This window comes from Arthrobacter sp. Soil764 (genome assembly GCF_001428075.1).
Classification (GTDB): domain Bacteria; phylum Actinomycetota; class Actinomycetes; order Actinomycetales; family Micrococcaceae; genus Arthrobacter.
On the sequence record NZ_LMSI01000001.1, the window covers coordinates 238,730 to 262,831 of the forward strand.

General features: G+C 67.4%; 25 protein-coding genes. 10 read left to right on the plus strand and 15 right to left on the minus strand.

The features are described 5' to 3' along the window. Window positions 1-6: 6 nt before the first annotated feature. Window positions 7-1,185 carry an MFS transporter gene (locus ASG86_RS01110; RefSeq protein ID WP_235565040.1) on the minus strand — a complete coding sequence of 393 codons (1,179 nt, stop codon included), beginning with the start codon at window positions 1,183-1,185 and terminating at the stop codon, window positions 7-9. 66 nt (window positions 1,186-1,251) lie between these two features. Between ASG86_RS01110 and ASG86_RS01115 the strand changes: the two genes are divergently transcribed. Further along, window positions 1,252-1,833: a TetR/AcrR family transcriptional regulator gene (locus ASG86_RS01115; RefSeq protein WP_056329010.1), complete on the plus strand. Its 582-nt coding sequence runs from the start codon at window positions 1,252-1,254 to the stop codon at window positions 1,831-1,833. A gap of 62 nt (window positions 1,834-1,895) precedes the next feature. On the opposite strand, the gene ASG86_RS01120 is transcribed toward ASG86_RS01115, so the two are convergent. From ASG86_RS01120 to ASG86_RS01130, 3 genes are all read right to left on the minus strand, one after another. Next, window positions 1,896-2,471 (minus strand): DUF305 domain-containing protein, encoded by a 576-nt coding sequence (locus ASG86_RS01120; RefSeq protein ID WP_235565041.1) that lies wholly within the window; start codon window positions 2,469-2,471, stop codon window positions 1,896-1,898. A gap of 167 nt (window positions 2,472-2,638) precedes the next feature. After that, complete coding sequence (locus ASG86_RS01125; protein WP_056329013.1) at window positions 2,639-3,046, minus strand: four-helix bundle copper-binding protein; 408 nt, start codon at window positions 3,044-3,046, stop codon at window positions 2,639-2,641. A gap of 53 nt (window positions 3,047-3,099) precedes the next feature. Beyond that, window positions 3,100-3,435 carry a hypothetical protein gene (locus ASG86_RS01130; RefSeq protein ID WP_156386079.1) on the minus strand — a complete coding sequence of 112 codons (336 nt, stop codon included), beginning with the start codon at window positions 3,433-3,435 and terminating at the stop codon, window positions 3,100-3,102. A 187-nt stretch (window positions 3,436-3,622) separates the two neighbouring features. Here ASG86_RS01130 and ASG86_RS01135 point away from each other — a divergent pair, with 187 nt between their 5' ends. From ASG86_RS01135 to ASG86_RS01145, 3 genes are read left to right on the plus strand one after another with little or no spacing between them, the layout of a single operon-like run. After that, window positions 3,623-4,231 (plus strand): flavodoxin family protein, encoded by a 609-nt coding sequence (locus tag ASG86_RS01135; RefSeq protein WP_056329018.1) that lies wholly within the window; start codon window positions 3,623-3,625, stop codon window positions 4,229-4,231. Between the two features lie 40 nt (window positions 4,232-4,271). Continuing rightward, the gene (locus ASG86_RS01140) at window positions 4,272-4,946 is read left to right on the plus strand and encodes a haloacid dehalogenase type II (RefSeq protein ID WP_056329021.1); all 675 of its coding nucleotides are present in this window, start codon (window positions 4,272-4,274) and stop codon (window positions 4,944-4,946) included. 45 nt (window positions 4,947-4,991) lie between these two features. Next, entirely contained in the window at window positions 4,992-5,819 is an 828-nt protein-coding gene (locus ASG86_RS01145) for an alpha/beta fold hydrolase (RefSeq protein ID WP_056329024.1), read from the plus strand. On the opposite strand, the gene ASG86_RS01150 is transcribed toward ASG86_RS01145, so the two are convergent. Both ASG86_RS01150 and ASG86_RS01155 read right to left on the minus strand, forming a co-directional pair. Beyond that, a complete protein-coding gene (locus ASG86_RS01150; RefSeq protein WP_056329027.1) occupies window positions 5,806-6,549 on the minus strand; it encodes a CDP-alcohol phosphatidyltransferase family protein in 744 nt (247 codons plus the stop codon). The two genes, ASG86_RS01145 and ASG86_RS01150, sit on opposite strands and share 14 nt — an antisense overlap. 42 nt (window positions 6,550-6,591) lie before the next feature. After that, window positions 6,592-7,020, minus strand: a complete 429-nt coding sequence (locus ASG86_RS01155; protein WP_235565042.1) for a hypothetical protein — start codon at window positions 7,018-7,020, stop codon at window positions 6,592-6,594. Window positions 7,021-7,165: 145 nt separating this feature from the next. Here ASG86_RS01155 and ASG86_RS01160 point away from each other — a divergent pair, with 145 nt between their 5' ends. Both ASG86_RS01160 and ASG86_RS01165 read left to right on the plus strand, forming a co-directional pair. Beyond that, window positions 7,166-7,711 carry a YceI family protein gene (locus ASG86_RS01160; RefSeq protein WP_056329028.1) on the plus strand — a complete coding sequence of 182 codons (546 nt, stop codon included), beginning with the start codon at window positions 7,166-7,168 and terminating at the stop codon, window positions 7,709-7,711. A gap of 21 nt (window positions 7,712-7,732) precedes the next feature. After that, window positions 7,733-9,094: a phenylacetate--CoA ligase family protein gene (locus ASG86_RS01165; protein ID WP_056329029.1), complete on the plus strand. Its 1,362-nt coding sequence runs from the start codon at window positions 7,733-7,735 to the stop codon at window positions 9,092-9,094. Window positions 9,095-9,103: 9 nt separating this feature from the next. On the opposite strand, the gene ASG86_RS01170 is transcribed toward ASG86_RS01165, so the two are convergent. The 6 genes from ASG86_RS01170 to ASG86_RS01195 form a co-directional block, all read right to left on the minus strand. Further along, entirely contained in the window at window positions 9,104-10,318 is a 1,215-nt protein-coding gene (locus ASG86_RS01170; RefSeq protein ID WP_056329032.1) for a sensor histidine kinase, read from the minus strand. A gap of 141 nt (window positions 10,319-10,459) precedes the next feature. Continuing rightward, window positions 10,460-11,572, minus strand: coding sequence for an FAD-dependent monooxygenase (locus ASG86_RS01175; RefSeq protein ID WP_056329035.1), 1,113 nt, complete (start codon window positions 11,570-11,572; stop codon window positions 10,460-10,462). A gap of 66 nt (window positions 11,573-11,638) precedes the next feature. Continuing rightward, complete coding sequence (locus ASG86_RS01180; RefSeq protein ID WP_200946089.1) at window positions 11,639-12,319, minus strand: potassium channel family protein; 681 nt, start codon at window positions 12,317-12,319, stop codon at window positions 11,639-11,641. A gap of 4 nt (window positions 12,320-12,323) precedes the next feature. Continuing rightward, entirely contained in the window at window positions 12,324-13,700 is a 1,377-nt protein-coding gene (locus ASG86_RS01185) for a TrkH family potassium uptake protein (RefSeq protein ID WP_056329038.1), read from the minus strand. 158 nt (window positions 13,701-13,858) lie between these two features. After that, on the minus strand, window positions 13,859-15,172 hold the full coding sequence (locus tag ASG86_RS01190; RefSeq protein ID WP_235565043.1) for an alpha/beta fold hydrolase: 1,314 nt from the start codon (window positions 15,170-15,172) through the stop codon (window positions 13,859-13,861). A gap of 93 nt (window positions 15,173-15,265) precedes the next feature. After that, window positions 15,266-16,012, minus strand: coding sequence for an ABC transporter permease (locus ASG86_RS01195; RefSeq protein WP_056329041.1), 747 nt, complete (start codon window positions 16,010-16,012; stop codon window positions 15,266-15,268). A 173-nt stretch (window positions 16,013-16,185) separates the two neighbouring features. Between ASG86_RS01195 and ASG86_RS01200 the strand changes: the two genes are divergently transcribed. The 3 genes from ASG86_RS01200 (at window position 16,186) to ASG86_RS01210 (ending at window position 21,557) form a co-directional block, all read left to right on the plus strand. Continuing rightward, window positions 16,186-18,759, plus strand: coding sequence for a DUF4118 domain-containing protein (locus ASG86_RS01200; RefSeq protein WP_056329044.1), 2,574 nt, complete (start codon window positions 16,186-16,188; stop codon window positions 18,757-18,759). After that, entirely contained in the window at window positions 18,756-19,439 is a 684-nt protein-coding gene (locus ASG86_RS01205; RefSeq protein ID WP_056329053.1) for a response regulator, read from the plus strand. The genes ASG86_RS01200 and ASG86_RS01205 overlap by 4 nt, the downstream gene beginning before the upstream one ends. A gap of 141 nt (window positions 19,440-19,580) precedes the next feature. Next, on the plus strand, window positions 19,581-21,557 hold the full coding sequence (locus ASG86_RS01210; protein WP_056329056.1) for a hypothetical protein: 1,977 nt from the start codon (window positions 19,581-19,583) through the stop codon (window positions 21,555-21,557). Here ASG86_RS01210 and ASG86_RS01215 read toward each other — a convergent pair. After that, window positions 21,526-21,966 (minus strand): hypothetical protein, encoded by a 441-nt coding sequence (locus ASG86_RS01215; protein WP_056329057.1) that lies wholly within the window; start codon window positions 21,964-21,966, stop codon window positions 21,526-21,528. The genes ASG86_RS01210 and ASG86_RS01215 overlap by 32 nt on opposite strands. A gap of 157 nt (window positions 21,967-22,123) precedes the next feature. Between ASG86_RS01215 and ASG86_RS01220 the strand changes: the two genes are divergently transcribed. Beyond that, window positions 22,124-22,642, plus strand: a complete 519-nt coding sequence (locus ASG86_RS01220) for a GNAT family N-acetyltransferase (protein ID WP_056329058.1) — start codon at window positions 22,124-22,126, stop codon at window positions 22,640-22,642. A gap of 49 nt (window positions 22,643-22,691) precedes the next feature. Here ASG86_RS01220 and ASG86_RS01225 read toward each other — a convergent pair whose 3' ends face one another. Further along, window positions 22,692-23,342, minus strand: a complete 651-nt coding sequence (locus ASG86_RS01225) for a copper resistance CopC family protein (protein WP_056329059.1) — start codon at window positions 23,340-23,342, stop codon at window positions 22,692-22,694. Between the two features lie 121 nt (window positions 23,343-23,463). Next, window positions 23,464-24,072, minus strand: a complete 609-nt coding sequence (locus ASG86_RS01230) for a hypothetical protein (protein ID WP_056329064.1) — start codon at window positions 24,070-24,072, stop codon at window positions 23,464-23,466. Window positions 24,073-24,102 lie beyond the last annotated feature (30 nt).

Sequence of the window (24,102 nt, forward strand, 5' to 3'; positions counted from 1 at the left end):
TGAATCTCATGGGGTCCCCTGTCGTAGTGCGGTTCGGGAGGACGTGTCAGGCTGGCATTTCGTTGCCGGCAGAACGGTGAGGATTCCGAGTATTCCGGCCGCGGTGAAGGCCAAAACCGGTGAGACGTGGTCAAACAGGACTCCAAGTGTTGCCGAGCCAAGCGCCTGACCGATGGCAAGGGCAATGAACAGCGCGGCAGTGCCTTGGGCTGCGCAGCCGGGAACCAATCGGACGGCCCAGATGATCAGAACCCCGCACAGGGCGGTGTAGCTGGCGGCGAACAGTGCCACGGAGGTATACGCGGTGAAGGGGCTGCCCGGTGCCACGCCCAGCACGACGGTGGCCCCTGCCATGGCCAATGACGTCAGGTTCCAGGCCGTCCGCACGCTCCAGGCCTTAACGATTTTTCCGGCTGTTGCACCGAGTACCCCAAAGGCGCCCAGGACCATCCACGCAAGGATGGAGTATGCCTCGTCACCTGGACGGGAAACGGCCATGACGGTGCGGCCGAAAGTCCAGACCGCGGCACTGGACGCGCCGGCCAGGACTGCCGCGGCGATGGGCCAGGCCAGTGGCGTCAGGTCGCGGGCCCGTACGTGAGATGGCCGGCCAACCGCGCGGTCCCGGCCGGCCGTCCGGTCAGCACGGAGGGTGGCAATGGCCGCGACGGCGACGAGGGCTGCGATTGCCACCCAGCCCAGGCGCCATTGGCCAGTGGTGAGGAACATGAGGATGCCCGCGACCACGATGCCCGCTCCCGTGCCGGCATTAACAATCGTCTGCGCGCTTTCCTGGCGCGCCGGGGCGATGTTGCGCTCGATCAACGTGACCAGGCCCGGGGTGGCGAACCCTGCGCCGGCGCCGGCCAGGATGACACTCATTCCAAGGACATCGACATTAGGCGCAACCGCCACACCCGTCGAACCCAGGGCAGCCGTAATCCCCGCGCACATGACCACGAGCCTTGGGCTGGCAGCAAGGCGTAAAGCGAGAACTGCCGCAAAGCAGAAAGAGAGGAAGCTCCCGGCCTGGATGAACCCGGCAGTGGCCGAACCCATCTGAAAGGTCTCGCTGAACCGGGGCAGGAAAAGCCCGTAGCCGAAGCGCGCCAGCCCGTAGGTCGCCGCTATCAATGCCATTCCGCTGGCCACCATCGCCCGCACGGGATCCTCCTCAAACGCCAAAAACAGAACGCTCGTTACAGTACAGTAGAACTAGCGTTCTGCAATAGGGGCAGTTACAGTGGAGTTGTGACCACCGGCCCGCGACTTCCAGCCCGCGCACGCTTGCTCAAGGCAGCCGACCAAGTTCTGTTCGACCAGGGCATCCGGGCCACTCCCGTCGATGCGCTGCTGCAGGCGGCGGAGGTCTCCGCCGCCACCCTGTACACGCATTTCGGGAGCAAGGACGCACTGGTCGCTGAAGCCTTAAGGATCAGGCTGGCGGACTGGCAGGGAGTCTGGGACCAGCACATCGTGGCGGCCGATAACGATATGGCGCGGTTATTGGCAGTGTTTGACGCCCTTGCTTCCTACCGGCGCGACCAGGACCACCCTTCACGCTGGTGCGCTTTCCTGGCTGCCGCCACCGAGCTTCCCGCAGCCGCAGAAGAGATCAGCGCCGTCCTCGCCGCGGATACCGCCCTGCTCGCCACCCGGCTCCTGCATTTCTCACGCCCCCTCGCCGGCCTGCGGGCTCAAGACCTGGCCGACGAGGTACTCCTGGCCTACAGCGGAACCCTGACTGCTTTCCTGCGGGGATACCCCCATTCTCCGATTGACGTCGGCCGCCGACTGGCCCGCTCGGCAGCTGAAGCGCACGGGAGAAAGTGATGCTTGGCCCCGCCCAAACCGCGGTGGTTTGGGCGGGGCTACAGATAAGGGCTGCGAGCCGCCTAGTAGCGGTCCAGGATGGCCTTCATCTGGGTGATCTCCTCCTGTTGGGACTTCACGATCGAATCGCAAAGCTTGACGATCTCAGGGTCGCTGATATCCGATTCCTGGCAGACGAGGAGCGCGCGTGAGTGGTGGGGGATCATGGACTTCAGGAACTGCTCATTTCCCACGAACGTCTCAGTCCGTCCCAAGGCGAAGACCGCGACGAAGAGCACCGCGAAGCCGGCAAGCATGGCGATGTTCGCCTTCCGGTTCCTGAACATGGACCACATGCCCACGATCATGACCATGGCCATGGCCGACACCATCAGCAAAGCCATCCAGAAGTTGCTCAGGTTGAAATAGAAGTGGTCGATCGAGCGGACCATCGACATGGACAGCACCCACATCAGGGCGAGGCTGACCAGCAGGATAATGGCAAACTTCAGATACATCCGGGATGACCCGTGGCCGCCGTTTCCCCCGGCCTGCTGATGGCCACCCGCTTTATGGTCTTCACGCTGATGCTGATCGTGGTGGTTCCTGCGGTCGGAATCGGCCGCCCGGCCGTCCGGGCGCTCTTGTGCTGAACTCATGGGAATTTCCTTTCAATGTTTTGGGACGGTCTTTGCCGGATGCCTGGGCAGGACCGTTCAGGCAGCCCGATTGCAGCGCGCACGCCGAAACCCCAACGCGGAGCCGCGCGGTCAGCGGGCTCCGTGCCGGGGCCGGTTCCAGCGTTACGGGTTGCTGCCGGGCCGCGTCAGCCCAGGGAGGCGAGGAGGTCGGAGCAGGCCTGCTCGCAGCGGCGGCAGGATTCGGCGCAAACCCGGCAGTGCTCATGCATGGAGGCGTGCTCGGCGCATTCATCGCCGCAGGCCTTGCACGCTGCCCGGCAGGCTTCGAGTACCGCCCGGTTTATGTTTGCGTCGTACCCGGTGTGGCGGGAGAGGACGTTGCCGGTGGCTGCGCAGATGTCCGCACAGTCCAGGTTGGTGCGGATGCATTTGGTCAGTTCCGCCACCATGTCTTCACTGAGGCAGGCGTCGGCGCAGGCTGTGCAGGTCTGGGCACATTCGAAGCAGGCCTTGATGCATTCAGCGAGCTTGCCCTTGTCCAGGTTGCCAAGGTCTTTGGGATAGGTGTCCAGCATGGACTGGATGTGGGTCATTGTGGTCTCTCATTTCCGGTCGTCATGGGTGTGGGCGGGGAACAGCGTCCCGTCTACGTCCGGCTGATGGAAAGTTGATCCAGTGTGAGGGCCTGGCGCCTGGGTTGGGTGTCCGGGTGCCCGTTGGCAAGGGCGGGATGCGTACCCGCAGAGAGCGCCACGGCGGGTGGGTCCGGTACCGCTGCCCGAAGTGGCGCCGGTTCGCTGCGTGACGCGGGGTAGCGCTGGCAGCAGGCATGATGCTGTGGGAAGTCGTCCGGTGAGTGGGTGGCGGATGCGTATGCGGCTCCGGCCTGGACCGGGTCCTGCCCTGCCATCAGCGTGTATCTGCTGCCCTGCGAGTAGGAGGCTGCGGCCACCAGCAGTACGGCCAGGAGAAACCAGGTCAAAACCGCTCGCGGTGCTGCAGGCACGCGAGCGGCATTTCCATCAATCACCCCAGGCCTCGTCACCGACTCCTTCCTTCAGTGCGCGGTTCCCGGCACCGCAGCGTCCGTAGTGCCGCCGGCACCCTTTGTGATCTACTACTAAGTAGACTGACTATTTTCGCCGAGAAAATCAAGGGAGCTTCCGCCGATGTCCGAACTGTCCGCTCTTGCCCTCGTTTGCACCCTGACCCCTTCCCCGGAGCCCTCCAGCAGTGAGCTGATGGCCCAGCACATCCTGGACGAGCTGGAAGGCCAGGGGGTCGCCACGGAGTCTTTGCGGATCGTGGACTATGACGTGAAGCGCGGCGTGCAGGTGGACATGGGCAACGGCGGCCAGTGGCCAACCATCCGCGAGCGGATCCTGGCGGCGGACATCCTGGTCCTGTCCACCCCCATCTGGATGGGCCACCCCTGCAGCGTTGCCCAGCAGGTCATGGAGCGCCTGGATGCCGACCTGTCCGAAACGGACGACGACGGCCGGCCCGTCATGTACGGAAAAGTGGCCACGGTGGCCGTGGTGGGCAACGAGGACGGGGCCCACAAGGTCATCGCCGACATGATGCAGGGCCTTAACGATGTCGGTTTCAGCCTGCCGGCGCAGGGCGGCACCTACTGGGTGGGCGAGGCCATGCAGACCGTGGACTTCAAGGACCTTGACCAGGTGCCGGATCCGGTGGCCTCCACCAATGCAGGGCTGGCCCGCAACGCCGTGCACCTGGCCCGCCTGCTGCGCTCCAGCCAATACCCCGCCAAGTAGCACACTCATAACCCGCATCGGGGAACAGGAAAGGAAGACCATGCCCACCCAACCACTGGTCATTGTTTTCGACGTCAACGAGACACTGTCTGACATGGCCCCGCTCGGCGAAGCATTCGCACAGGTCGGGGCGCCCCGGGAGCTGGCCAAACTCTGGTTCGCCACCCTGCTGCGGGACGGCTTCGCCCTCACGGCCAGCGGCGATAACGAAGCCTTCGCGGCCATCGGCGCCGAAGCCCTCCGCACCCTGCTGGCAGCCGAAGGGATCTCCGGGAACCTGGATGCCGCCGTCGAACGGATCATGACGGCCATGCAGAACCTTTCGCTGCACCCGGACGTCACGGATGGCGTGCGTGCCCTGGCCGCCGCCGGGCACCGGCTGATCACCCTGACCAACGGGGCGGCGGCCAACACCAACAAACTGTTTGCCGCCGGCGGCATCAGGGACCGCTTTGAGCTGCTCCTGTCCGTGGAGGACGCCCCCGCGTGGAAGCCGGGCCGCGCCGCCTATGAGTACGCGGCAGCATCGGCCCAAGCGGAGCCTTCAAACATGCTGCTGGTCGCCGTGCACCCCTGGGACATCCACGGGGCAGCCAAGGCGGGGCTCCGGACTGCCTGGCTCAACAGGACCGGCGCGCGCTACCCGTCGTACTTCCAGGCCCCGGACATCACCATCAGCGCGCTGACGGAACTGCCCGCGGTACTCGCCGCGTAGGCACGCCACTGACAGCGCACATCCCATCGGAAACGGAGACCACCCGTGGCAGCACACGCCGTCGAGCGCCGCACCGTTGACGTGGACGGCGTTCCGCTGTCCTACCTCACGGCCGGGGATGAAGCCGCCCCGCCGCTGATCCTGCTGCACGGCACCTTCTGGAGCCGGGTGTGGCAGCCCGTCCTGCCGGCACTGGCCACGCAAAGCCGCTGCCACGCCCTGGACTTTCCAGGATTCGGCCGCAGCGGGGGAGAACTGGACGTTGAGCAGGCCACCGTCCCGGCCCTGGCGCAGACAGTGCTTCGGGCCGCGGACGCCCTGGGGATCGCTCAGTTCGACGTTGCCGCGCATGACATCGGCGGCGGCGTGGCGCAGCAGCTCGCCGCCACCAGCGGAAGAATCCGGAAGATGGTGCTGATGAACGCCGTCATGTTCGACTCCTGGCCGGTGCCCGCCGTCGAACGCTTCAAGGACCCCGAGGTGCGCCGGAACACGACGGAGGCGGATCTCCTCGCCGCGCGCCGCAAATCCACCCAGGCCTGCGCGCTGCGCACCCTGAGTGAGGACGAGCTGGAGGATTACCTTTCTCCCTGGCAGTCTCCGGCGCGGGCCCGGTCCTGGATGGCCATGGCAGCGGCCGCGGATGCCCGCTACACCCTGGACCTGGTGCCTGCCCTCAAGGAGGCCGCCGTTCCCACGCGCCTGGTCTGGGGCCGGGACGACGATTTCCAAAAGATCGAGTTCGCCCGCCGCTACGTCAAAGAGATCCCCAACGCAGACCTGGTGGAGGTGGACGGCAAGCACATCCCCACCGAGGATTCACCGGACGCCGTGGCCGGTGCCATGCTGGACCACCTGGCTAACGGGCGGTAGGTCCGGTCCGGGCCAGGCCGCCGTCCAGCATCCCCGAACGGTGAAGGGCCTCCAACTGGACCACATCCCGTGTGAAGGAAAGCGTGAGCAGGACAAGCGCCACCGCCGGGAAGGCGGCAGGCAACGGCATGCCGGGGAGAAGTGACACCAGCAGCGCCAGCGGCTGGAAGGCGCCGATCGCCTTGCGGGAAAAGCTGGGCGGAAGCGCAGCCCGAAGGTGGGGCCGGAAGAACCCGGCTGCCACGAACACGTAGTACATGCCCCCAATGGCCAGGGTCCACGGTCCCGCCACCGCGGCGGCCGCGATGGACAACACCAGCACCAGGGCGGCGTCGGTGGCTGCATCGAAGCGTGCCCCCGCCGGCGACGCCGTTCCTGTCCGCCGCGCCACCGCTCCGTCCACCCCGTCGAGCAGGAAGGCGGCGCCGCCCAGGACCGGCAGGAGGAGGTCCGGGCCGCGGCCGGTAAACAGCTGCGGAACAGCCACCACGGCGCAGAGCGCCACCAGGACGGCCCGCAGCAGGGTGACGCGGTCTGCCGGAGTGGAGAAGCGCGGGATGCGCCGCAGGACAGAGCCGACGGCGGCCGCGGTCACCAGGGCGCCGGCGCACACGCCTGCCAGCTGGGGGACCAAGCCGGAGGCGGACAGGGATGACAGCCAGAGGGCCGCCAGGAGGTAGGCGGCAAGGGTGGCTGCGGCGTCGGGCATCGCCCGGTCAGCTGCGCTCATCTGCCACCTCCACCCGCACGGTAGCAACGGCTGCGGTGATCATCACGGCCGGCGGCGTTTCGCCGGGAAGCTGCTGCCGGCGTCGGGCCTTCCCCTGCGGCCGGCGCGGACCAGGCCGGCGAGCGCCAGCAGGCTTCCGGCTCCCTCAGCAACGGCGCTCAGGGTTTTGGAGAAGAACCAGACGGGGTCGTACATGGCCGGAATCGGTCCGATGGCCGGGATGTCCACCAGCGCGTAGAGCACGACGGCGGCGAACGCGCTGAGTGCCACAGCCAAAGCCAGTGCGTAGGCGGCGCGGCTGCCCCGCGCCAGCACCCAGATCCCGGCCACCACGGCGGCGGCCGCTTCGAGGAGGAACAGGGTGCCCTGGCTGACGGTGCCCGGCTGCGTGTCCTGATAACCCGGGGCCAGGAAGAGATGGACGCCGGCATCGATGAACAGCGCCAGTGCGGTCAGTAGTCGTAGTGCCACGCTTATGTATACGCCGCAAGTTCCCTCCCGGTTCACCCGGCCCCCTTATATCTGCGGGTTTTATGGGGAATATTTAGGGGCATCCGTAATCTTGCGCCTGTAGCGGGCAGCGAAGCCTGCGGCCCTACGAGTAAGGAGAATGACAATGACCCTTCCCAAGGAACTCACGCCGGGAACATGGCTCCTGGACATGTCGCACAGCGAGATCGGCTTCAGCGTCCGCCATGCCGGAATCAGCAAGGTGCGCGGCCGCTTCACGGAGGCCAGCGCCGAGGCCCGGGTGGGGCATTCCCTGGAAGAGTCCTCGGTCCACGCCACGGTGTCCACTGCCAGTTTCGACTCCGGTGACCGCAACCGCGATGCACACGTGAAGGGTGCGGATTTCTTCGACGTCGAGCAGTATCCGGAGATGACGTTCCGCGGCACCCACATCGAAGGGGACGGCGAGGAATACACCCTGACAGGGGACCTGACCATCAAGGGCGTCACCCGTCCCGTGGAGCTTGAGGTGGAGTTCACCGGCGTCGCCGTGGATCCCTTCGGCGCCACCCGGGCCGGCTTCTCCGCCGAAGCCGAAATCAGCCGCAAGGAATTCGGGCTGACCTGGAACGCGGCCCTGGAAGCGGGCGGCGTGCTGGTCAGCGACAAGGTGAAGATCACCCTGGAGGCAGCGCTGGTCAAACAGGGCTGACAGGCCATTAGGCGGCGCACCATGGATCTCCGCCTTGTCTCCCATGTGCTGTTCCTGCGGGCCGCGTTGCGGAGGCGGGACCGCTGGGACGCTGCCCGGATCGCAGCCCATCAGGACCACGCCCTGAAGGAGCTGCGCCGGGCCGCCTACGGCGGCTCGGAGTTCTACCGCCGCCACCACGCGGGCCTGCATGACGCTCCGCTGGATCAGCTGCCGCCGGTGACCAAAGCCGACCTGATGGCGCATTTCGATGAGGCCATCACCACCCCGGACCTCACGCTGGCAGACCTGGAGGAGCATCTGCGGTCCCTGGCCGGGAGCGGCGGGGATCCCGGCCGGCCGTGGCGGGGCCGGTGGTGGGCGGCGGCGACGGCCGGGACCACCGGCGGCCGCGGAATCTTTGTCTGGAACCGCGCGGAGTGGGCTGCCGTGCTGGCCTCGTACGCCCGCGCGAATGACTGGGCCGGGCTCTCCGCCCGGCTGGCCATGCCGCTGAAGGTTGCCCTGGTCAGCTCGCGCGTACCCACCCACCAGTCGGCCGTCGTCGGTGCATCCGTGCGCTCCAAGATGATCCCCACCCTCCGCCTGGACGTAACCGCTCCCATCGATGAAAACGTCGCCGCGCTGAACCGGTTCCAACCCAGGATCCTCGTCGGCTACGCCTCAGCCCTCAAACCCCTCGCCGCAGAACAGCAGGCGGGGCGGTTGCACATCGCGCCGCAGGGGGTCATGTCAGCCTCCGAAGTGCTCAGCCCCCACGCCGCATCGGAACTGGAAGCCGCATGGGGAAGTGCCCCGTTCGACGTCTACGCCGCCACCGAAACGGCCGGAATCGCATCCCCCTGCGCCTACCGGAACCGGCACGTTTACGAGGACCTCGTGATTATCGAGCCCGTGGACCAGGCAGGCAACCCGGTGCCCGACGGGACAACCGGGGCCAGGCTCCTGGTCACCGTCCTGTTCTCGCGCACCCTGCCGTTGATCAGGTACGAGATGTCCGACACCGTAAGGCTGGGCGGACGGGGCTGCCCCTGCGGTCGCTCCTTCACGTTGATGGAAGACATTGAAGGGCGCATCGAGGACGTCCTGCACCTGCCCGGCAGGACAGGTACCGTCAGCGTGCACCCCATCGTCTTCCACGATGTCCTGGACCAGGCCGCCATCGCAGGCTGGCAGGTAATCCAGGAACCCACCGGGCTGCGGGTACTGCTGGCAGGACTCATGCCCGGGAACTCGGTGGAAGGAGTCCGGGCGGCGGTGGCTGGCGCCCTCCTCGCCGTCGGCGCGCTGGACGCTCGCGTGGACGTTCAGGTGGTGGCGCGGCTTGAACGGACTGCCCTGGGGAAGGCGCCCTTCGTCCGTGCCCTGAAGGACCAGCCCTGAGGCATTCCGTCAGCTGTTGGCGCCCAGGTGGATGGTGACCATGGTGCCGTCCCCGGGCACCGGTCCGATTTCGAGCCGTCCTCCGCTCGCGGCGGCGATCCGGGCAGCGGTGGCCAGGCCCAGGCCTGTGCCGGGCGGGTCGTCCTCCCGGTGCAGGCGCACCAAGGGGTCCAGGACGCGTTTCCGGTCCGCTTCGCTGATGCCTTTGCCGTTGTCGATCACCCGCAGGGTTGTTCCGTCCTCTGCACGGTGGCCGGTGATGTGGATAACGGGAGGAACGCCGGGCCGGCTGTAGGTGATGGCATTGTGGACCAGGTTCTGCAGCAGCACGCGCATCTGGACGGGATCTGCCGTGAAGGCCAGGTCGCCGCATTCAATCGAGGCGCCGTACTCTTCGATGCTGGCCGCCAGGTCCTGCCTTACGTCCCGGACCAGGTCCGGCAGGGAAAGGCAGGTTGGCCGGATGTCCCCGCCGATGGTGGCATAGGACAGGACATCACTGACCATGGACAGCATGCGCTGGCCGGAATTGGCCACCATGTCCAGGTACTCCGCGATCTGGCGGTCCTCCAGCGCTTCGGCATCGTCCCGGGCCAGTTCAACGTAGCCCAGGACGGAGGTGAGCGGGTTGCGGAGGTCATGGCTGATCCGGCCGGCGAACTCTGCCAGCAGCGTGTTGCTCCGCTGGGCCTCGGCCAGCGCATCGGCCAGCTGGCGGGCGCGGTGCTCAAGCTGCAGGGCCTCGACGATTTCGGCGGCGAGGATTTCCAGGCCCTTGAGCTGCCGGTCGCTCAGCTGCCCGGTTTCCCTTGCACCCGCGCAGAGCGTGCCCAGGACGAAGCCGTCCTCGGCCACCAGTGGGATGGACGCGTAGAACCTGACCTCGCCCCGCCGGCCGTCCACATAGGGGTTGTTGCTGTAGCGCGGATCAAGGGAGGCATCTTCCAGGACAGTGGGGGTCCCGTTGAGGAAGCCCACAGCGCACATCGAATCTTCCCGGGAACACAGGTAGGGTTCCATGCCCGCCGTTGCCACCTGGTACTGCAGGTTCTCGGTGATGATGTTGATCGCGGTGACCGGTTGGCCGCACAGCGTCCTGGCCAGTTCCACCAGGTTCTGCAGCCGCTGGGAGGGAATCGGGACGGCGACGTCCAGACCCGGCCCGGGCGTGGGGAGTCCGGTCCTGGCCAGGACGGCGTCCCTGGCCAGCTCTTTCACCGTCACCGCGGGAGGCCTGAAGGTGCGGGGAAAGCGACGCCGGCGACGGTGATGTCCTGGCTGCGGATGGGGTGCTCACACATCGCACCATCATGGCAGATCCGGACCGCCGGGCCGTTGATGCCGCGAAGGTTTCCGGCGAAGCGATCATCCCGGGAGCAGACGGACGGCCAGGTTCCGGACGGTGAGGCCGGCACGGGAAGCGGGAACGAGAAGGGCCGCTCCGAGCTGGTACCCGCGCTGGCGCGAGGCCACCAGCTTGCGGTGGCGGGTTTCGTGCCGGTGGAACGCCGCTGTGGGGTCGCCGCGGCTTGCTCCCAACTCCTCGGCCAGGGTTACGGCGCCCACCATGGCCATGCTGGAACCGTCCCCGAACAGGGACACGCAGGAGGCCGCATCGCCCAGCAGGACCACCCGCCCGCGGGACCAGCCCGGCAGCCGCACCTGGCTGACGGCATCGAAGTAGAGGTCCGGCGCGTTGCGTACCTGTCCGGGCAGGTGGGGCAACTCCGGCACAGGCCAAACGTGCCGGGCATACGCGTTTACCACGATCTCCCTTTGGGCCTCCGGGTTCCGGTACCCGGCGCCGGGATGCTTTGGTCCCCGGAAGATGAATCCGGCACCGGCAGTTCCACGGACGGGGTGGATGGTCAGCGACAAGCCTGGCTGGTTGTACATGAGGACCGTGGCGGGGTCGGCCGCCGGCCGCCCGAGGGAGAGCGTGGCAATGTACAGACCAAGCGGGCGGACAAAGTCTGCCTCCCGGCCAAAGGCCAGCCTGCGGACGGTGGAGTGCAGTCCGTCGGCGCCCACCACCAGGTGGAACCGCCGCGGCGCTGAGCGTTCGAACGCAACGTCCACGCCGCCGTCGTCCGCCTCCAGCGCGGTGACTGAATCGCCAAACAGGAACTCGGTGCCGTCCGCGGCTGCTTCGCAGAGGACCGCCGCGAGGTCGGCCCGCGGCACTTCGACATCGTCTCCGCGGGGGCGGCCAAGCCGCAGCGGGCCGATCCTGCGCCCGGACGCGGTCACGAACGCCAATCCCGGAGCCCGGGTGGCGGCTGCCTGAAGCCGGGGGAGGACACCCATGCGCCGCGCGATGCCGGTGGCGTCTCCGTGGACGTCCACCGGGTTGCCGCTGGACCGCAAGCCGCTGGACCGTTCCACCAGGGTCGGTGCGAATCCATGCCGGGCCAGCCAGAACGCCAAGGTGGGTCCGGCAATTCCTGCCCCGCAAATCAGTACCGTAGGCTGTGCCACCCCCTCAGGGTAGTCCAACCGCACGGCGGGCTACAGGGCTTCGACCGCCGCCCGTCTGCACCCGGCCTACAGCATCGTGCTGAACCGCTCCGCAAGGTTCTTGGGGCCCTGCACGATGATCTGGTCGTCGTCGTAAAGGACGGTCTGTGCAGTGGTGTGCTGCCAGGTCGAGCCGGGCCTCTTGACGGCCACGATCGTGATCCCGTACTGGTCCCGCAGGCCCAGCACGCCCAGGGGCCGGTTCCTCGCCTCGGACGGCGGCTGGGTGCGGACCATGACAAAGTCATCTTCGAATTCCACGTAGTCAAGGATGGAACCACGCACCAGGTGCGCCACCCGCTTGCCCATGTCATGCTCCGGACGGATGACGTTTTCGACGCCCAGCTGGACCAGGATTTCGGCGTGGGGTTCGCTGATGGCCTTGGCCCAGATCTGCGGGTGTTTGAAGGTCAACAGCCGGGAGGTGGTGAGGATGCTGGCCTCCAGGTCGGTGCCGATGCCCACCACAGCACGGTCGAATTCGTGGACGGACAGCTGGCGCAGCACCTCCTCCTTGGTGGAATCGGCGCGCACCACATGGGTCAGCCTGCCGTTGTAGGACTGGACAATGTCCTCGTCGCTGTCGATGCCCAGCACTTCGGTGCCCTGGGCTTCCAGCTCCAGCGCCAGCGCGCCGCCGAAGCGGCCCAGGCCGATGACGACCACGGAGTCCGCCTGCGCCACGCGCCCGGCTTTCCGGGTGAACATGTCCTTAACCAATGAGGGGCCTTTCCTTGGGGTATTCGTACATGATGGGCCTGCTGCGCACCGCCAGTGCCGTGCCGAGCGTGACCGGACCCAGGCGGCCGATGAACATCAGCAGGATCAGGACCACCTGGCCGGCCGGCGGCATGGCCGCGGTGATGCCCGTGGACATCCCCACCGTCGCGAATGCGGAGACCACCTCGAAGAGGATCCGTTCCTGCCCGAAATCGGTGATCAGCATCAGGAACATGGTGGCGGCGGTGACCACGGCAATGGCGAGCAGCACCACCGTGATGGCCTGCCGGTGCACGGCCCGGGAAAGCCGCTTGCCGAAGATGTTGACGGCGGTGCCGCCGCGCAGTTCGGTCGAGAGGATGAAGAACAGCACTGCGAAGGTGGTGATCTTCAAACCGCCGGCGGTTCCGGCCGGGCCGGCACCGATGAACATCAGGATGTCCATGCCCATCCAGGAAACCGGGTGCATCTGGCCGATGTCGATGCTGTTGAAACCCGCGGTGCGGGTGATAACAGACTGGAAAAAGCCGTTCATGAGCCGTTCGCCCGGAGCCAGCCCGTCAAGGGTTGCGCTGTTGGACCATTCGACTGCGGTGAGGAAGGCCGTGCCGAATGCGAGGAGCAGGGCTGTGCCCACCAGCACCAGTTTGGTGTTCATGCTCCAGAAGACGGGCCGGCGGTATTGCCGCCGCAACTCAAACAGCACCGGGAAGCCAAGGCCACCAATGATCACGCCGGCAGCGATCGGCAGGATGACCCAGGGGTCGCGGGCAAAACCCATCAGGTTGTCCGTGTAGAGCGCGAATCCGGCATTGTTGAAGGCGGAGACGGCATGGAAGACACCATGCCAGATGGCCTCGCCAGGGGGATAGCCGTACCCCGCCAGGAACCGCAGGGTGAGGATTCCGGCCAGGCTTCCCTCCACGGTGACGGTGATCAGGAAGACGCCCAGCAGCACCCGGCGGACGTCGCCGAAACCCACGCTTTTGGTTTCCGCAGCAGCCAGCATCCGTGAGCGCAGGCCCAGCCGCCTTGCCGCGAACACGCCCAGGAGGGTGCCGAAGGACATCACGCCGAACCCTCCTACTTGGATCAGCACAAGGATGACGGCCTGCCCGAACCCGCTCCAGAACACGGGCGTGTCCACCGTGATCAGCCCGGTGACGCACACTGCCGACGTGGCCGTGAACAGGGCTTCCAGAAGGGAGGCGTCGCCGGGTCCGGCCTTGGCAACCGGCAGCATCAGCAGCCCTGTTCCCGCGCCGATGGCCAGCGCGAAACCCAGGACAATCAGCTGGGCGGGGTGGCGGGGCACTGCGCGGCGCACCAGGTGTGGCAGGCCGCGCAGCCATGCGGCAAAGCCGGCCATAGCGTTGCTGCCGCTTGAGGGTGTACTGGGCTTATTCTTCCGGCGTGGCGTTGGGGTGCCGCGCTGGTAAGCCTTCAGGTGCATAGCGGCCACGGTACCACCGCGGAACGCCGTGGCATGTCGTCAACGACCTACAGCGGCACGGGCCGCACCTTCACCTACCCGGCGAGCGGCCGCACCTGGTTGCGCATCACATCGAAAAAGACGTCCTGGTTCTCGGCGCTGCCCAGCCCGTGCCCTCCCTCCAACCAAATCAGCTTCTTGTCCGGTGCCGAGAGCGAGTTGTAGTAGTCCTCCACCAGTGAGGCCATGGCATTGATGTCGTGCCGGCCCACGAAGAAGTAGACCGGAACGTCCAGCTTCAGGGCCTGTTGACGGAAGTCCAGGTTCTCGAGTTGCGGGTAGACGGCGTTGAACGATTCGATCACCCCGCGCGTGTGGTTGACCTTGTCGATGTAGCCATACTCGGGGACGAAGAACGGGATGAGCGGCACGGCCACCGAGAAACGCATGGATCCCATCATCTCGTTCAGTACGTCCAGGAAAGCGACGTAGGGGGACGCCACGTTGTTGCCGCGGTAGGGCGGGGGGCCGTTCCGCCGGAGCTCCTCCGCGCGGTCCTTGTCGCCCTGTTCCTCGAGGTGCTGAAGCGCCAGCCCATAGCCCATGCGATCGTTCTCTGTGGTGTTCACCATCTGGCCACTGCTGGCGAAGGCGTGGTACAGCTCCGGGTGCTCCTGGACCAGCCAGAGGCCGATGATGCTGGACCATGAAACGCCGTAGATGAAGATCTTCTCCTGCTTGAAGCGCTCCCGCAGCAGGTTGGTGAGGGCAACAGCATCCTTCACGTACCGTTCCTTGTTCAGGCCTTTGACCGGCACCGAACCGTATGACTTCCCGGTGCCCGGCTCGTCCCAGCTGACCACGGTGAACGTGTCCTCCAGCTGCCTGAACTCCTGGGCATTGAAGAAGCCGCCGCCGCCCGGGCCGCCCATCCCCAGGTTCAACAGCACAGGGTTGGATGGATTGTGGCCCCGGACCAGGATCCACTGCTCGCTGCCGTTCAGCTCCACCTTCTCAGCGCCCGCAATGCTGCCCGGCACCGGCTGGCCGTCTGAACCGGTGACCGGCGGGGTGCCGGACAGGATCTGGGACGCGACCACGGCCACTGCGGCCACGAGTGCCAGGACGCCCACGCCGGCCAGCTGTGCGTGCGGTTTCCGTCGCCGGACCACCAGCCACACCATGCCTGCCAGCCCCACCAGGAGCAGGGGCAGCCAGGCGAAGACCGGTACTCCGGTGGTGAGCGGCAGCAGCATGACGGGAAGGAGAAGCACGACGGCGGCCAGGAGCGCCAGGGCTGTCTTCCAGGCAACACCGCGACGCCGCGCCCCGGGTTCGCGTGGTTGAGCCGCGGCGGCGTCTGTGGCGGGGGTGATCCGGCGGGAGTTCATGGCATGCGGGGGTGGCATAAGGATGGGCCGTTTCAGGACCCGGGGAGCCACTTCGACCTTCCCCCAGTGCACCCGGCCGGGCTAGGGCTGAAGGTCCCGCGCCTGCCGCCCCTACAGCGGCACGGGCCGCACCTTTACGTTGCCCAGCGAGCGGATCAGCGCGACGGCGGTGATGGACCCCGCCGCCATGATCGAAGCCAGCACCACCACCTGGAACCGGCCGGCTTCCAGGGGCGAGGCGCCGCCGAAGATCGCGCCTACGAACGCGCCGGGGAGGGTGACCAGGCCGGTGGTCTTGGTCTGGTCCGTGGACGGGATCAGGGCCGAATGCACCGCCTGCCGGGCCTGGATCAGGGTTGCCTGCCGCGGTGTTGCGCCCAGCGCCAGCCAGCCCTCCACCTGGTCCCACTGCTCCAGCACGGCTTCAAAGAAACGGCGGCCTGCCAGGGTGGCGATGGTCATGGAGTTGCCGATCACGATTCCGCCCACGGCCAGCAGGTACCGCGGCGCGAACTCGATGGCACCCGTTCCAAAGACCACGGCGAGGGTCACCAGGATGCCGGCAGCCATGGTTGCGGCCACCAGGGCAAAGCGCCGCCAGGACCAGGTGAGCCGCCGCGTGGCCGTCACGGAAGCGACGCTGAACATGACCAGCAGGGCGGCCGCCACCCAGAGCGGGCTGCTGATGACGCCGCCCAACACCAGGCTGATGGCCGCGAGCTGGGCCGCCCCGCGGAGGATGGCCAGGGCAGGGGAGAGGTACGACGGCGTCCGCGCCGCCCACAGGATGCCCACCGTGAGTGCCGCCAGGATGGCCACGGCCAGGAGGGTGGGCAGCAGGGCGGAGACGGCGGGCATGCCGCCAGCTTACTGACTGCCCGCCACCGGCCCCTCCGACGCCCGCTCACCTCGGGCCGGTTTTCCTGCGACGCGCGCTCACCTCTAGCGCCTTTTCACGCAACGCCCGCTCACCTGCTGCTTCTTGTTCCCCAGAGTTGGTCCGGCAGGGCGGAGGGGATAAGACTGTGGTTATGGCACGTGGAACGCTTCGGATCTTCCTGGGTGCGGCGGCAGGAACCGGCACCACGTACTCCATGCTGCGGGAAGCGCACCGTCTTGCGGCCTGCGGGAGGGACGTCGCCGTCGGCATTGCAGTGGACCACGGCAGGCAGGAGACCAGGCAGCTTCTTGACGGGCTCGACGTCGTGCCGCCGCGCCTCCTGATGGACGTCCACGGGGCAGAGGTACCAGAGCTCGACGTTGAGGCCGTGCTGGCCCGGAAGCCGGAAGTGGCCGTCGTCGACGAATACGCGCACGTCAACACCGAAGGCAGCACTAATGAACGCCGTTGGCAGGACATCGAGGACCTTCTGGCGGCCGGAACCGACGTGCTTACCACCCTGGCCGTCCAGCACCTGGCCTCGCTGAAGGACGTTGTGACCGCGATCACCGACCAGCCGGGGGAGGGCGCGGTCCCGGATGCTGTGGTGCGGCGTGCCGACCATATGGAGCTGGTGGACATATCACCGGAACTGCTGCGCCAAAGGGTGGCTGACGGAAAGGTCTTCCCGAAGGAAAGGATCGACGCGGCCCTAGCCGGCGACTATCGCCTGGGCAGCCTCATTGCCCTCCGTGAGATCGCCTTGATCTGGTTGGCCGACCGGGTGGATGAAGGCCTCGCGGATTACCGGGCAAGCCAGGGCATCACGGCTACCTGGCCCGCCCGTGAGCGGATCGTCGTGGGACTTAGCGGGGGCCCGGAAGGGGAACTGCTGATCCGGCGCGCGTCCCGCATCCTGTCCAGAGTCCGTGGCGGGGACCTGCTGGCCGTCCATGTGCGGCGGGCCGAGGGGCGCAGCGCAGGGCCGGGCCGTTTGCTGGACGCGCAGCGGCAGTTGGTCACCGACCTCGGCGGAACCTCCCACACGTTTTCCGGCGAGGAACCTGCAGCATCACTCCTGGAGTTTGCCCGGAGCGTCAACGCCACGCAAATAGTCATCGGTGCCTCGCCCGGACGCGTCTGGAACCGGGTTTTTGGCGCCGGTACAGGCGCAAAAGTGGTCCGCGGTTCGGGTGATATCGACGTGCACATCGTGTCCCATCAGCAGGGCGGACCTGGATTGCCGGAGCCGGCGCACGCCGCGCTCAGCCGCAGGCGCACCGCTGTCGGTTTCGTCCTCGCCGTACTCCTTCCGGTCCTGCTGACACTGCTGCTGTCCGTCAGCCCGGAACTGAACCTGGCCACGCATGCGCTGGTCCACCTGACCGGGGTGATGGCGGTGGCGTTCATCGGCGGCCTGTGGCCGGCGGTACTCGCGGCGGTCCTGGGTTCGCTGCTGCTCAATTACTTCCAGACGGACCCGGTGGGAACCTTCAACATCAGTGACCCCCAGAACGTGTTCGCGCTGTTGGTCTTCCTGAGCGCTGCTGTGGCTGTGTCGCTGGTGGTGGGACTGTCCGCCAGGCGCGCCCGGGAGGCGGCACGTGCACGCGCGGAAGCCGCCACCCTCGCTGACCTCGCCCATGATGCCCTGCTCGCCGACGACACCGTCGCGGCGTTCATGGACAAGGTCCGGGAGACCTTCCAGGTCAGGTCCGCTGGGCTCTTTACTACCTCCGGGAACGGGGAGGCCGCATGGGCACTCCAGGCCTTTTCGGGTGACGCTCCGCCTCCCTTCCCGGATGCTGCAGCCTTGACCGACAGCGTGGAACTGCCCGATGCCGGGACCGCGCTGGTCCTCTCCGGGCGGATCCTCACGGCCGGTGACCGGCTCCTCCTGGCCGCCCACGGGGCCCATCTCCTGCTGCTGCGCCAACGCCATGCCCTTCAGCGGACGCTGCAGAGCACCACGAAACTGGCCGAGGGCAACAGCGTCCGTACCGCCATCCTGCGTGCCGTCAGCCATGACCTGCGGACCCCGCTGGCGGGGATAAAGCTGGCCGTTACGGCGCTCCGGCGGCAAGGCCGCAGACTGCCGGCAGAGGTGCAGGCCGAGATGCTCGAAACCATCGAGTCCTACACCGAGCGCCTGGACGCGCTGATCTCCAACCTCCTGGACATGTCCCGGATCTCCAGCGGTTCGGCCGCTCCGCTGACCGCCCCGGTCACGTGGGGCGACGCGGTCGAAGACGCCCTGCGCGGCCTGCCGGCGGACCGCGTCCGGGTTGACCTCGCCCCCAAGATTTCCGCCGTGCAGGCTGATTTGGGAATGCTGGAGCGGGTCATCGCCAACATCGTCGAGAATGCCCTGAAATACGCGCCGTCGTCCGATGTTGCCATCGTGGGTGTCCCTGGCGGATCCCACGCAGCGGACGACGGCGGCACCCCCTTCGGCGAGTTGCGCATCGTCGATCACGGGCAGGGCGTGCCCGCTGCCGCCGTCGAGGGCATGTTCCAGCCCTTCCAGCGCCTCGATGACGCGCCCGTTGGCCTCGGCATGGGGCTTGGCCTCGCCGTCGCGAAAGGCTTCACGGAGGCCATGGGCGGGCAGTTGCTGGCCGAGCCCACCCCCGGCGGAGGATTGACGATGATTATCCGCCTGCCCCTTTCGGCCGGACCGGCCGTGGCGGTCGTACCCGGGAAAGCAGGCACCAGCACCTCGTGAGGACCGTACTGATCGTTGACGACGAACCGCAGCTCCTGCGCGCACTCCAGGTCAACCTGGAAGCGGAGGGCTACCGGGTGCTCACTGCCTTGGACGGAGTGACCGCACTGAAGTACGCGGAGGCGGGCCACCCGGACGCCATGGTGCTGGACCTGGGCCTGCCGGACATCAACGGAGTGGATGTGATCACCAGGATCCGCCGCACCAGCGGTATGCCCATCATCGTGCTGTCAGCCCGGCACGGATCCGTGGACAAGGTCCGGGCCCTGGACGCCGGCGCGGATGACTACGTGACCAAACCGTTCGGCTTGGACGAGCTCCTGGCGCGGCTGCGGGTGGCCGGCCGGCGGGCCGGGACGCCGGAAGTGGTGGACACTGCGGCTGCGGTGGACGTGGGGGATTTCGAGGTGGACCTGGCGAAGCGGAAGGTGACCCGCGCGGGGGAACAGGTCCGCCTTACCCCGCGCGAGTGGGCCATCCTGGAACTGCTGGTGCGCAATCCCGGACGGCTCATCACCCAGCAGCAGATGCTCCGGAAGGTATGGGGTGCGGGCTACGACACCGAGACCCACTACCTGCGCGTCTACATGGGCCAACTGCGCCGCAAACTGGAAGCAGACCCGGCCCGGCCGCGGCACCTGCTGACGGAAGCCGGCATGGGGTACCGCTTCGAACCGTGACGCGCCGCGGAAGGGCCTGCCCGCCGTCTTAAATCACGCGTAAAGGATTCGTCAATAAAGGCCCTTTTCGCAGGTCAGCAGTTTTTGCCGGTGCTAGCTTCGCAGTGGTCGCGCTGCATCGGGCAGCGCGGAAAGGCAAAGATGACCACGTTGAGCAGGCCCCCCGCGGATCCTTCCGCGCCCCATCCGCACGGCAGGAGGGCACTCCAGGACTGGCTGCTGTTTGGGCTGCAGGACAGCAAGGGTGCCCACCAAGGCCCGGGAGGCGTGCCCACCCAGCACGAGAAGAAACATTCCTGGTGGCAGGTCATGTGCCTCACCGGTGTGGACTACTTCTCCACACTCGGCTACCAGCCGGCCATCGCGGCACTGGCGGCCGGGGTCATCTCCCCGCTGGCCACCCTGGTGCTGGTGGCGGTGACCCTTTTGGGCGCCCTGCCGGTATACAGGAGGGTTGCCGGTGAAAGCCCCCGCGGTGAAGGGTCCATTGCCATGCTGGAGCGGCTGCTTCCCCGTTGGGGAGGCAAGCTCCTGGTGCTGGTCCTCCTCGGGTTCGCCGCCACCGACTTCATGATCACCATGACCCTTTCGGCAGCCGACGCCACCGCCCACCTCATCGGCAACCCTGTCGCCCCCGGCTGGCTCCAGAACCAGAACGTCCCGGTCACGCTCTTCCTGCTGGCCCTGCTGGCGGCGGTGTTCCTGCGCGGATTCAAGGAAGCCATCGGCGTCGCCGTGGTCCTGGTGGTCCTCTACCTGGGCCTAAACGCGGTGGTGGTGGTTGCCACCCTCGCCCAGGTCCTCACCCATCCCGCGGCCATGGGCGACTGGTGGACCAACTTATGGGTATCCCATGGAAACCCGCTGATGGCCGTGGCCATCGCCCTGCTCGTGTTCCCCAAACTGGCGCTGGGCCTGTCGGGCTTCGAGACCGGCGTCGCCGTGATGCCGCAGGTCCGCGGAGATGTGGACGATACGGAAGAAAACCCCGCCGGCCGCATCCGGGGTGCCCGGCGCATGCTCACCACCGCCGCGGTGATCATGAGCGTCTTCCTGCTGACCACCAGCTTCATCACTGTTGTCCTCATCCCGGAGCAGGAGTTCCAGCCCGGCGGCCAGGCGAACGGCCGTGCCCTGGCCTACCTGGCGCACGAGTACCTCGGCGTAGGGTTCGGCAGCGTCTATGACATCAGCACCATCGGCATCCTCTGGTTCGCCGGCGCCTCCGCCATGGCCGGCCTGCTGAACCTGGTTCCCCGGTACCTGCCGCGCTACGGCATGGCTCCGGCCTGGGCCAAGGCGGTCCGGCCCCTGGTGCTCGTCTTCACGCTGATCGGTTTCCTGATCACCTTCATTTTCAACGCCGACGTCGACGCCCAGGGCGGTGCGTATGCCACCGGCGTCCTGGTGCTGATGACCTCCGCGGCCGTCGCCGTCACGCTGTCGGCGCGCCGGCGCGGGCAGCGGAACCTCACGCTGGGTTTCGGCGCCATCTCGGTGGTATTCGCCTACACTACGGTGGCCAACATCTTCGAACGCCCGGAAGGCATCCGGATCGCCGCCATCTTCATCCTGGGCATCATCGTCATCTCACTGCTGTCCAGGGTCCGGCGTTCCTTTGAACTGCACGCCACCCGGGTGCACCTGGACCAACAGGCCCTGGAGTTCATGTCCAGCACCCTCGACGGGCCCATCACCATCATCGCGCACGAGCCCCTGCGGCTGTCCCCGGAGGCATACCGGGACAAACTCGAATCAGCCATCGAGGTCAGCCACCTCCCGCTGGCCGGTGACGCCCTGTTCCTCGAGGTCGTCGTGGACGACTCCTCGGACTTCGAAACGGAGCTGCATGTCCGCGGCGTGAACCGGCACGGCTACCACATCCTCGAAGTCCACGGGCCGGTGGTGCCCAACACCATCGCCTCCGTGCTGTTGCACATCAGGGACGTCACGGGGCTGATGCCCCACATCTACTTCCGGTGGACGGAAGGCAACCCCATCACCAACCTCGTCCGGTTCCTGTTCCTGGGCGAGGGCGAAATCGCGCCCGTGACCAGGGAGGTGCTGCGCGAGGCCGTGCCGGATGTCACCCAGCGTCCATGGGTCCACGTGGGCTGACGGGAGGGCCCGCCGTTCGCCGTTCTTTGTCCTCCCGTCCCGCCACGTGCGGCACCGAGGCTGCAACGCGGGCGGCGTCCGCGAGGCTTGACGGGAGGTGCACGCGGAAGGCGGCCCCGGCGTCGTCCTCCCAAACGCCCGCGGCCAGCACCACTACGTGCACCATGTCACCGTAGGAATCGTTGCAGGCGAGGATGTCACCGGGGACTTTGTACCCGGGTGAACCGGGTGACGGCCAGGGCTGGAAGATCACCCACCAGCCCTCGCCGTCCTCGTCGGGGAAGAGGTAACCCGCAGCCGGATGCAGGGCTCGGCCGTTCAGTCCGCGGCCGCCGTAGCCCTCCACCGCCCCGGCCGCCGCGGCGAACCTGACCCTGCCCCGGTCTTCGGGCACCTCATCCCACTGCATCTGCTCTCCCTGCCTCAACACACGCTGGCTGTGCCTCCATCAAAGGGCCTCGAGGGCGCAGCCGGGGCGGCAGGGGCGTTTTAATGACGGATTCTTTACGCCGCCCACCGTTGCGGGCAGCAGGAGGATGAGGGGCAGCGGCACCATAATGGGACCCATGCAAAACCCCGTTAGCGTCCGCCCCATGTGCCCGGAGGACTGGGGTGCGGTCCACGCCATTTATGCCGCGGGCATCGCCACGGGGGAGGCCACCTTCGAGAGCGAGCCGCCTACCTGGGAAGCGTTCGACGGCGGGCGGTTGCCCGGGCACCGGCTGATCGCCGAGGACAGGGACAGGGTTTTGGGATGGGCAGCGGTATCGTCCGTGTCGTCCCGGGAGGTCTACTGGGGCGTCGTGGAGCACTCCATCTACGTTGCGCCGGAAACGCACGGACGCGGCGTGGGCAGGCTCCTCCTGAACGCCCTGATCGAGTCCACCGAAGCCGCAGGGATCTGGACCATCCAGTCCAGCATCTTCCCGGAGAACACGGCAAGCCTTGCCCTGCACCAGCGCCTGGGTTTCCGGGTGGTGGGAACCAGGGAACGGATTGCCAGGATCAGCCACGGACCCAAGGCCGGCCACTGGCAGGACACCCTGCTCCTGGAACGCCGCAGCGGGGTGGCCGGCACGGAATAGCCCGCCCGGAGCTGAGGCTTCGGACGGGCTATCGGGGTTTTAGGCGTTGTCAGTCGGACTTGCTGGCTGCCGCTTTCGTACGGCGGCCGATCAGGTAGGCGCCCACGGCCACGAGGACCAGCAGGACCGCCCCGAGCCCGATGAACAGGCCCGCATTGTCAGCGCTTTGCGCGGATGCGGGCGTTGCAGCCTGGGCTTCCGGCGCCGGTGTGGTTGCTGCAGCAGCTGCCGGTGCCGTGGCGGGAGCCGACGATTCCTGGTGGGTCCCGGTTCCTTCGGTGTGACCGGCTCCGTCGGAGGCGGCTGCTTCTTCGGGGGTGTAGGTGAAGCTGAAGGTCCCGTCGATGGGGTGGCCGTCGGCCGAGACCGCGCGCCATTCCACCGTGTGCTTGCCGGGGTGGTCGATGTCCGCGTCCGTGCTGAGGGTGTTGCCGTCCACGGTGGGCTCGCCGGCGCTGACCACATGCCCGTCAGGGGCGGTGACCTTGATGCTGTTCGATCCCGGCAGCCGGGTGTCCGGGGCGTTGCTCAGGGTGATGGAGACCTTGCCGGGGTTGGTAGTAATGGTTTGCCCGTTGGCGGGGCTGCTCGAGGCGAGTGCGTCGTGTGCCTGCGCCGGGGCCGTGCCGGCAACGGCGGACAGGGCAAGGAGGGCGGCCAAGGCGCCGGCGGTGCGGGCGCGGCGGAATGAAGATTTCACGTGCTGGGTGTCCTTTCGGGACAACCTGAAGCACCGGCGTGGTGCGGTCAGGCAAAGAAAGACTGGATGACTGGCAGCGGTTGGGACCGCGGCATCACAGGGTGGCGGAGGCCGGCAGTCCCTAAGCGGAAACCGGCGGGCCGCGGAGGGCAGGAATCCGCAGGCACGGGTGCAGCCGCGGGAAGAACGAAACCCTGGGTGCCGCCGGGGGAGCCCACAGCGGCAGGACCTTGACGCGCAGGATCACGGCGAGGGGCGCGAACCAGGCCAGCATCCGCCACAGCGCCGATTCCCCGCGGGCCAGCAGCAGGGCGGTGAGCGCCACGGCCAGGATGTGGGCCCCGGTCATGGCCGGTTCGGGGAGCGCCGGGACGTTCAGTGCCGTGAGTCCGGTCCCTGCTGTGGCGCAGCCTGGGACGGTTTGGGCTTGATGGTGTCCGTAGGCTGCGATGCCGGCGGACATGCAGTGTTCGGCGGTTTGGGGAAGGGTGTTGAACGCCGCATGCAGGGCCACCTGCCCAAGAGCCAGCGCTGCGGTGATCGAGCCGGGACCCAGCCGCCGCCGGGCCAGGGCCGTGACCGGGAGCAGGACCAGGACGGCCAGCAGCCCCAGCACGGAAGGAGCGGGCAGGAGCCCGCCCGCGGCGGTGTGCGCGGCAGCCGCGAGTCCCAGGATCAGGCCGGTGACGGTGAGGGCGCGCGGCAGGGTCAGGGGTGCCTGTGTGGGCATTCTCCTGCCTTCCTGCCGTTGGGCCCGCCT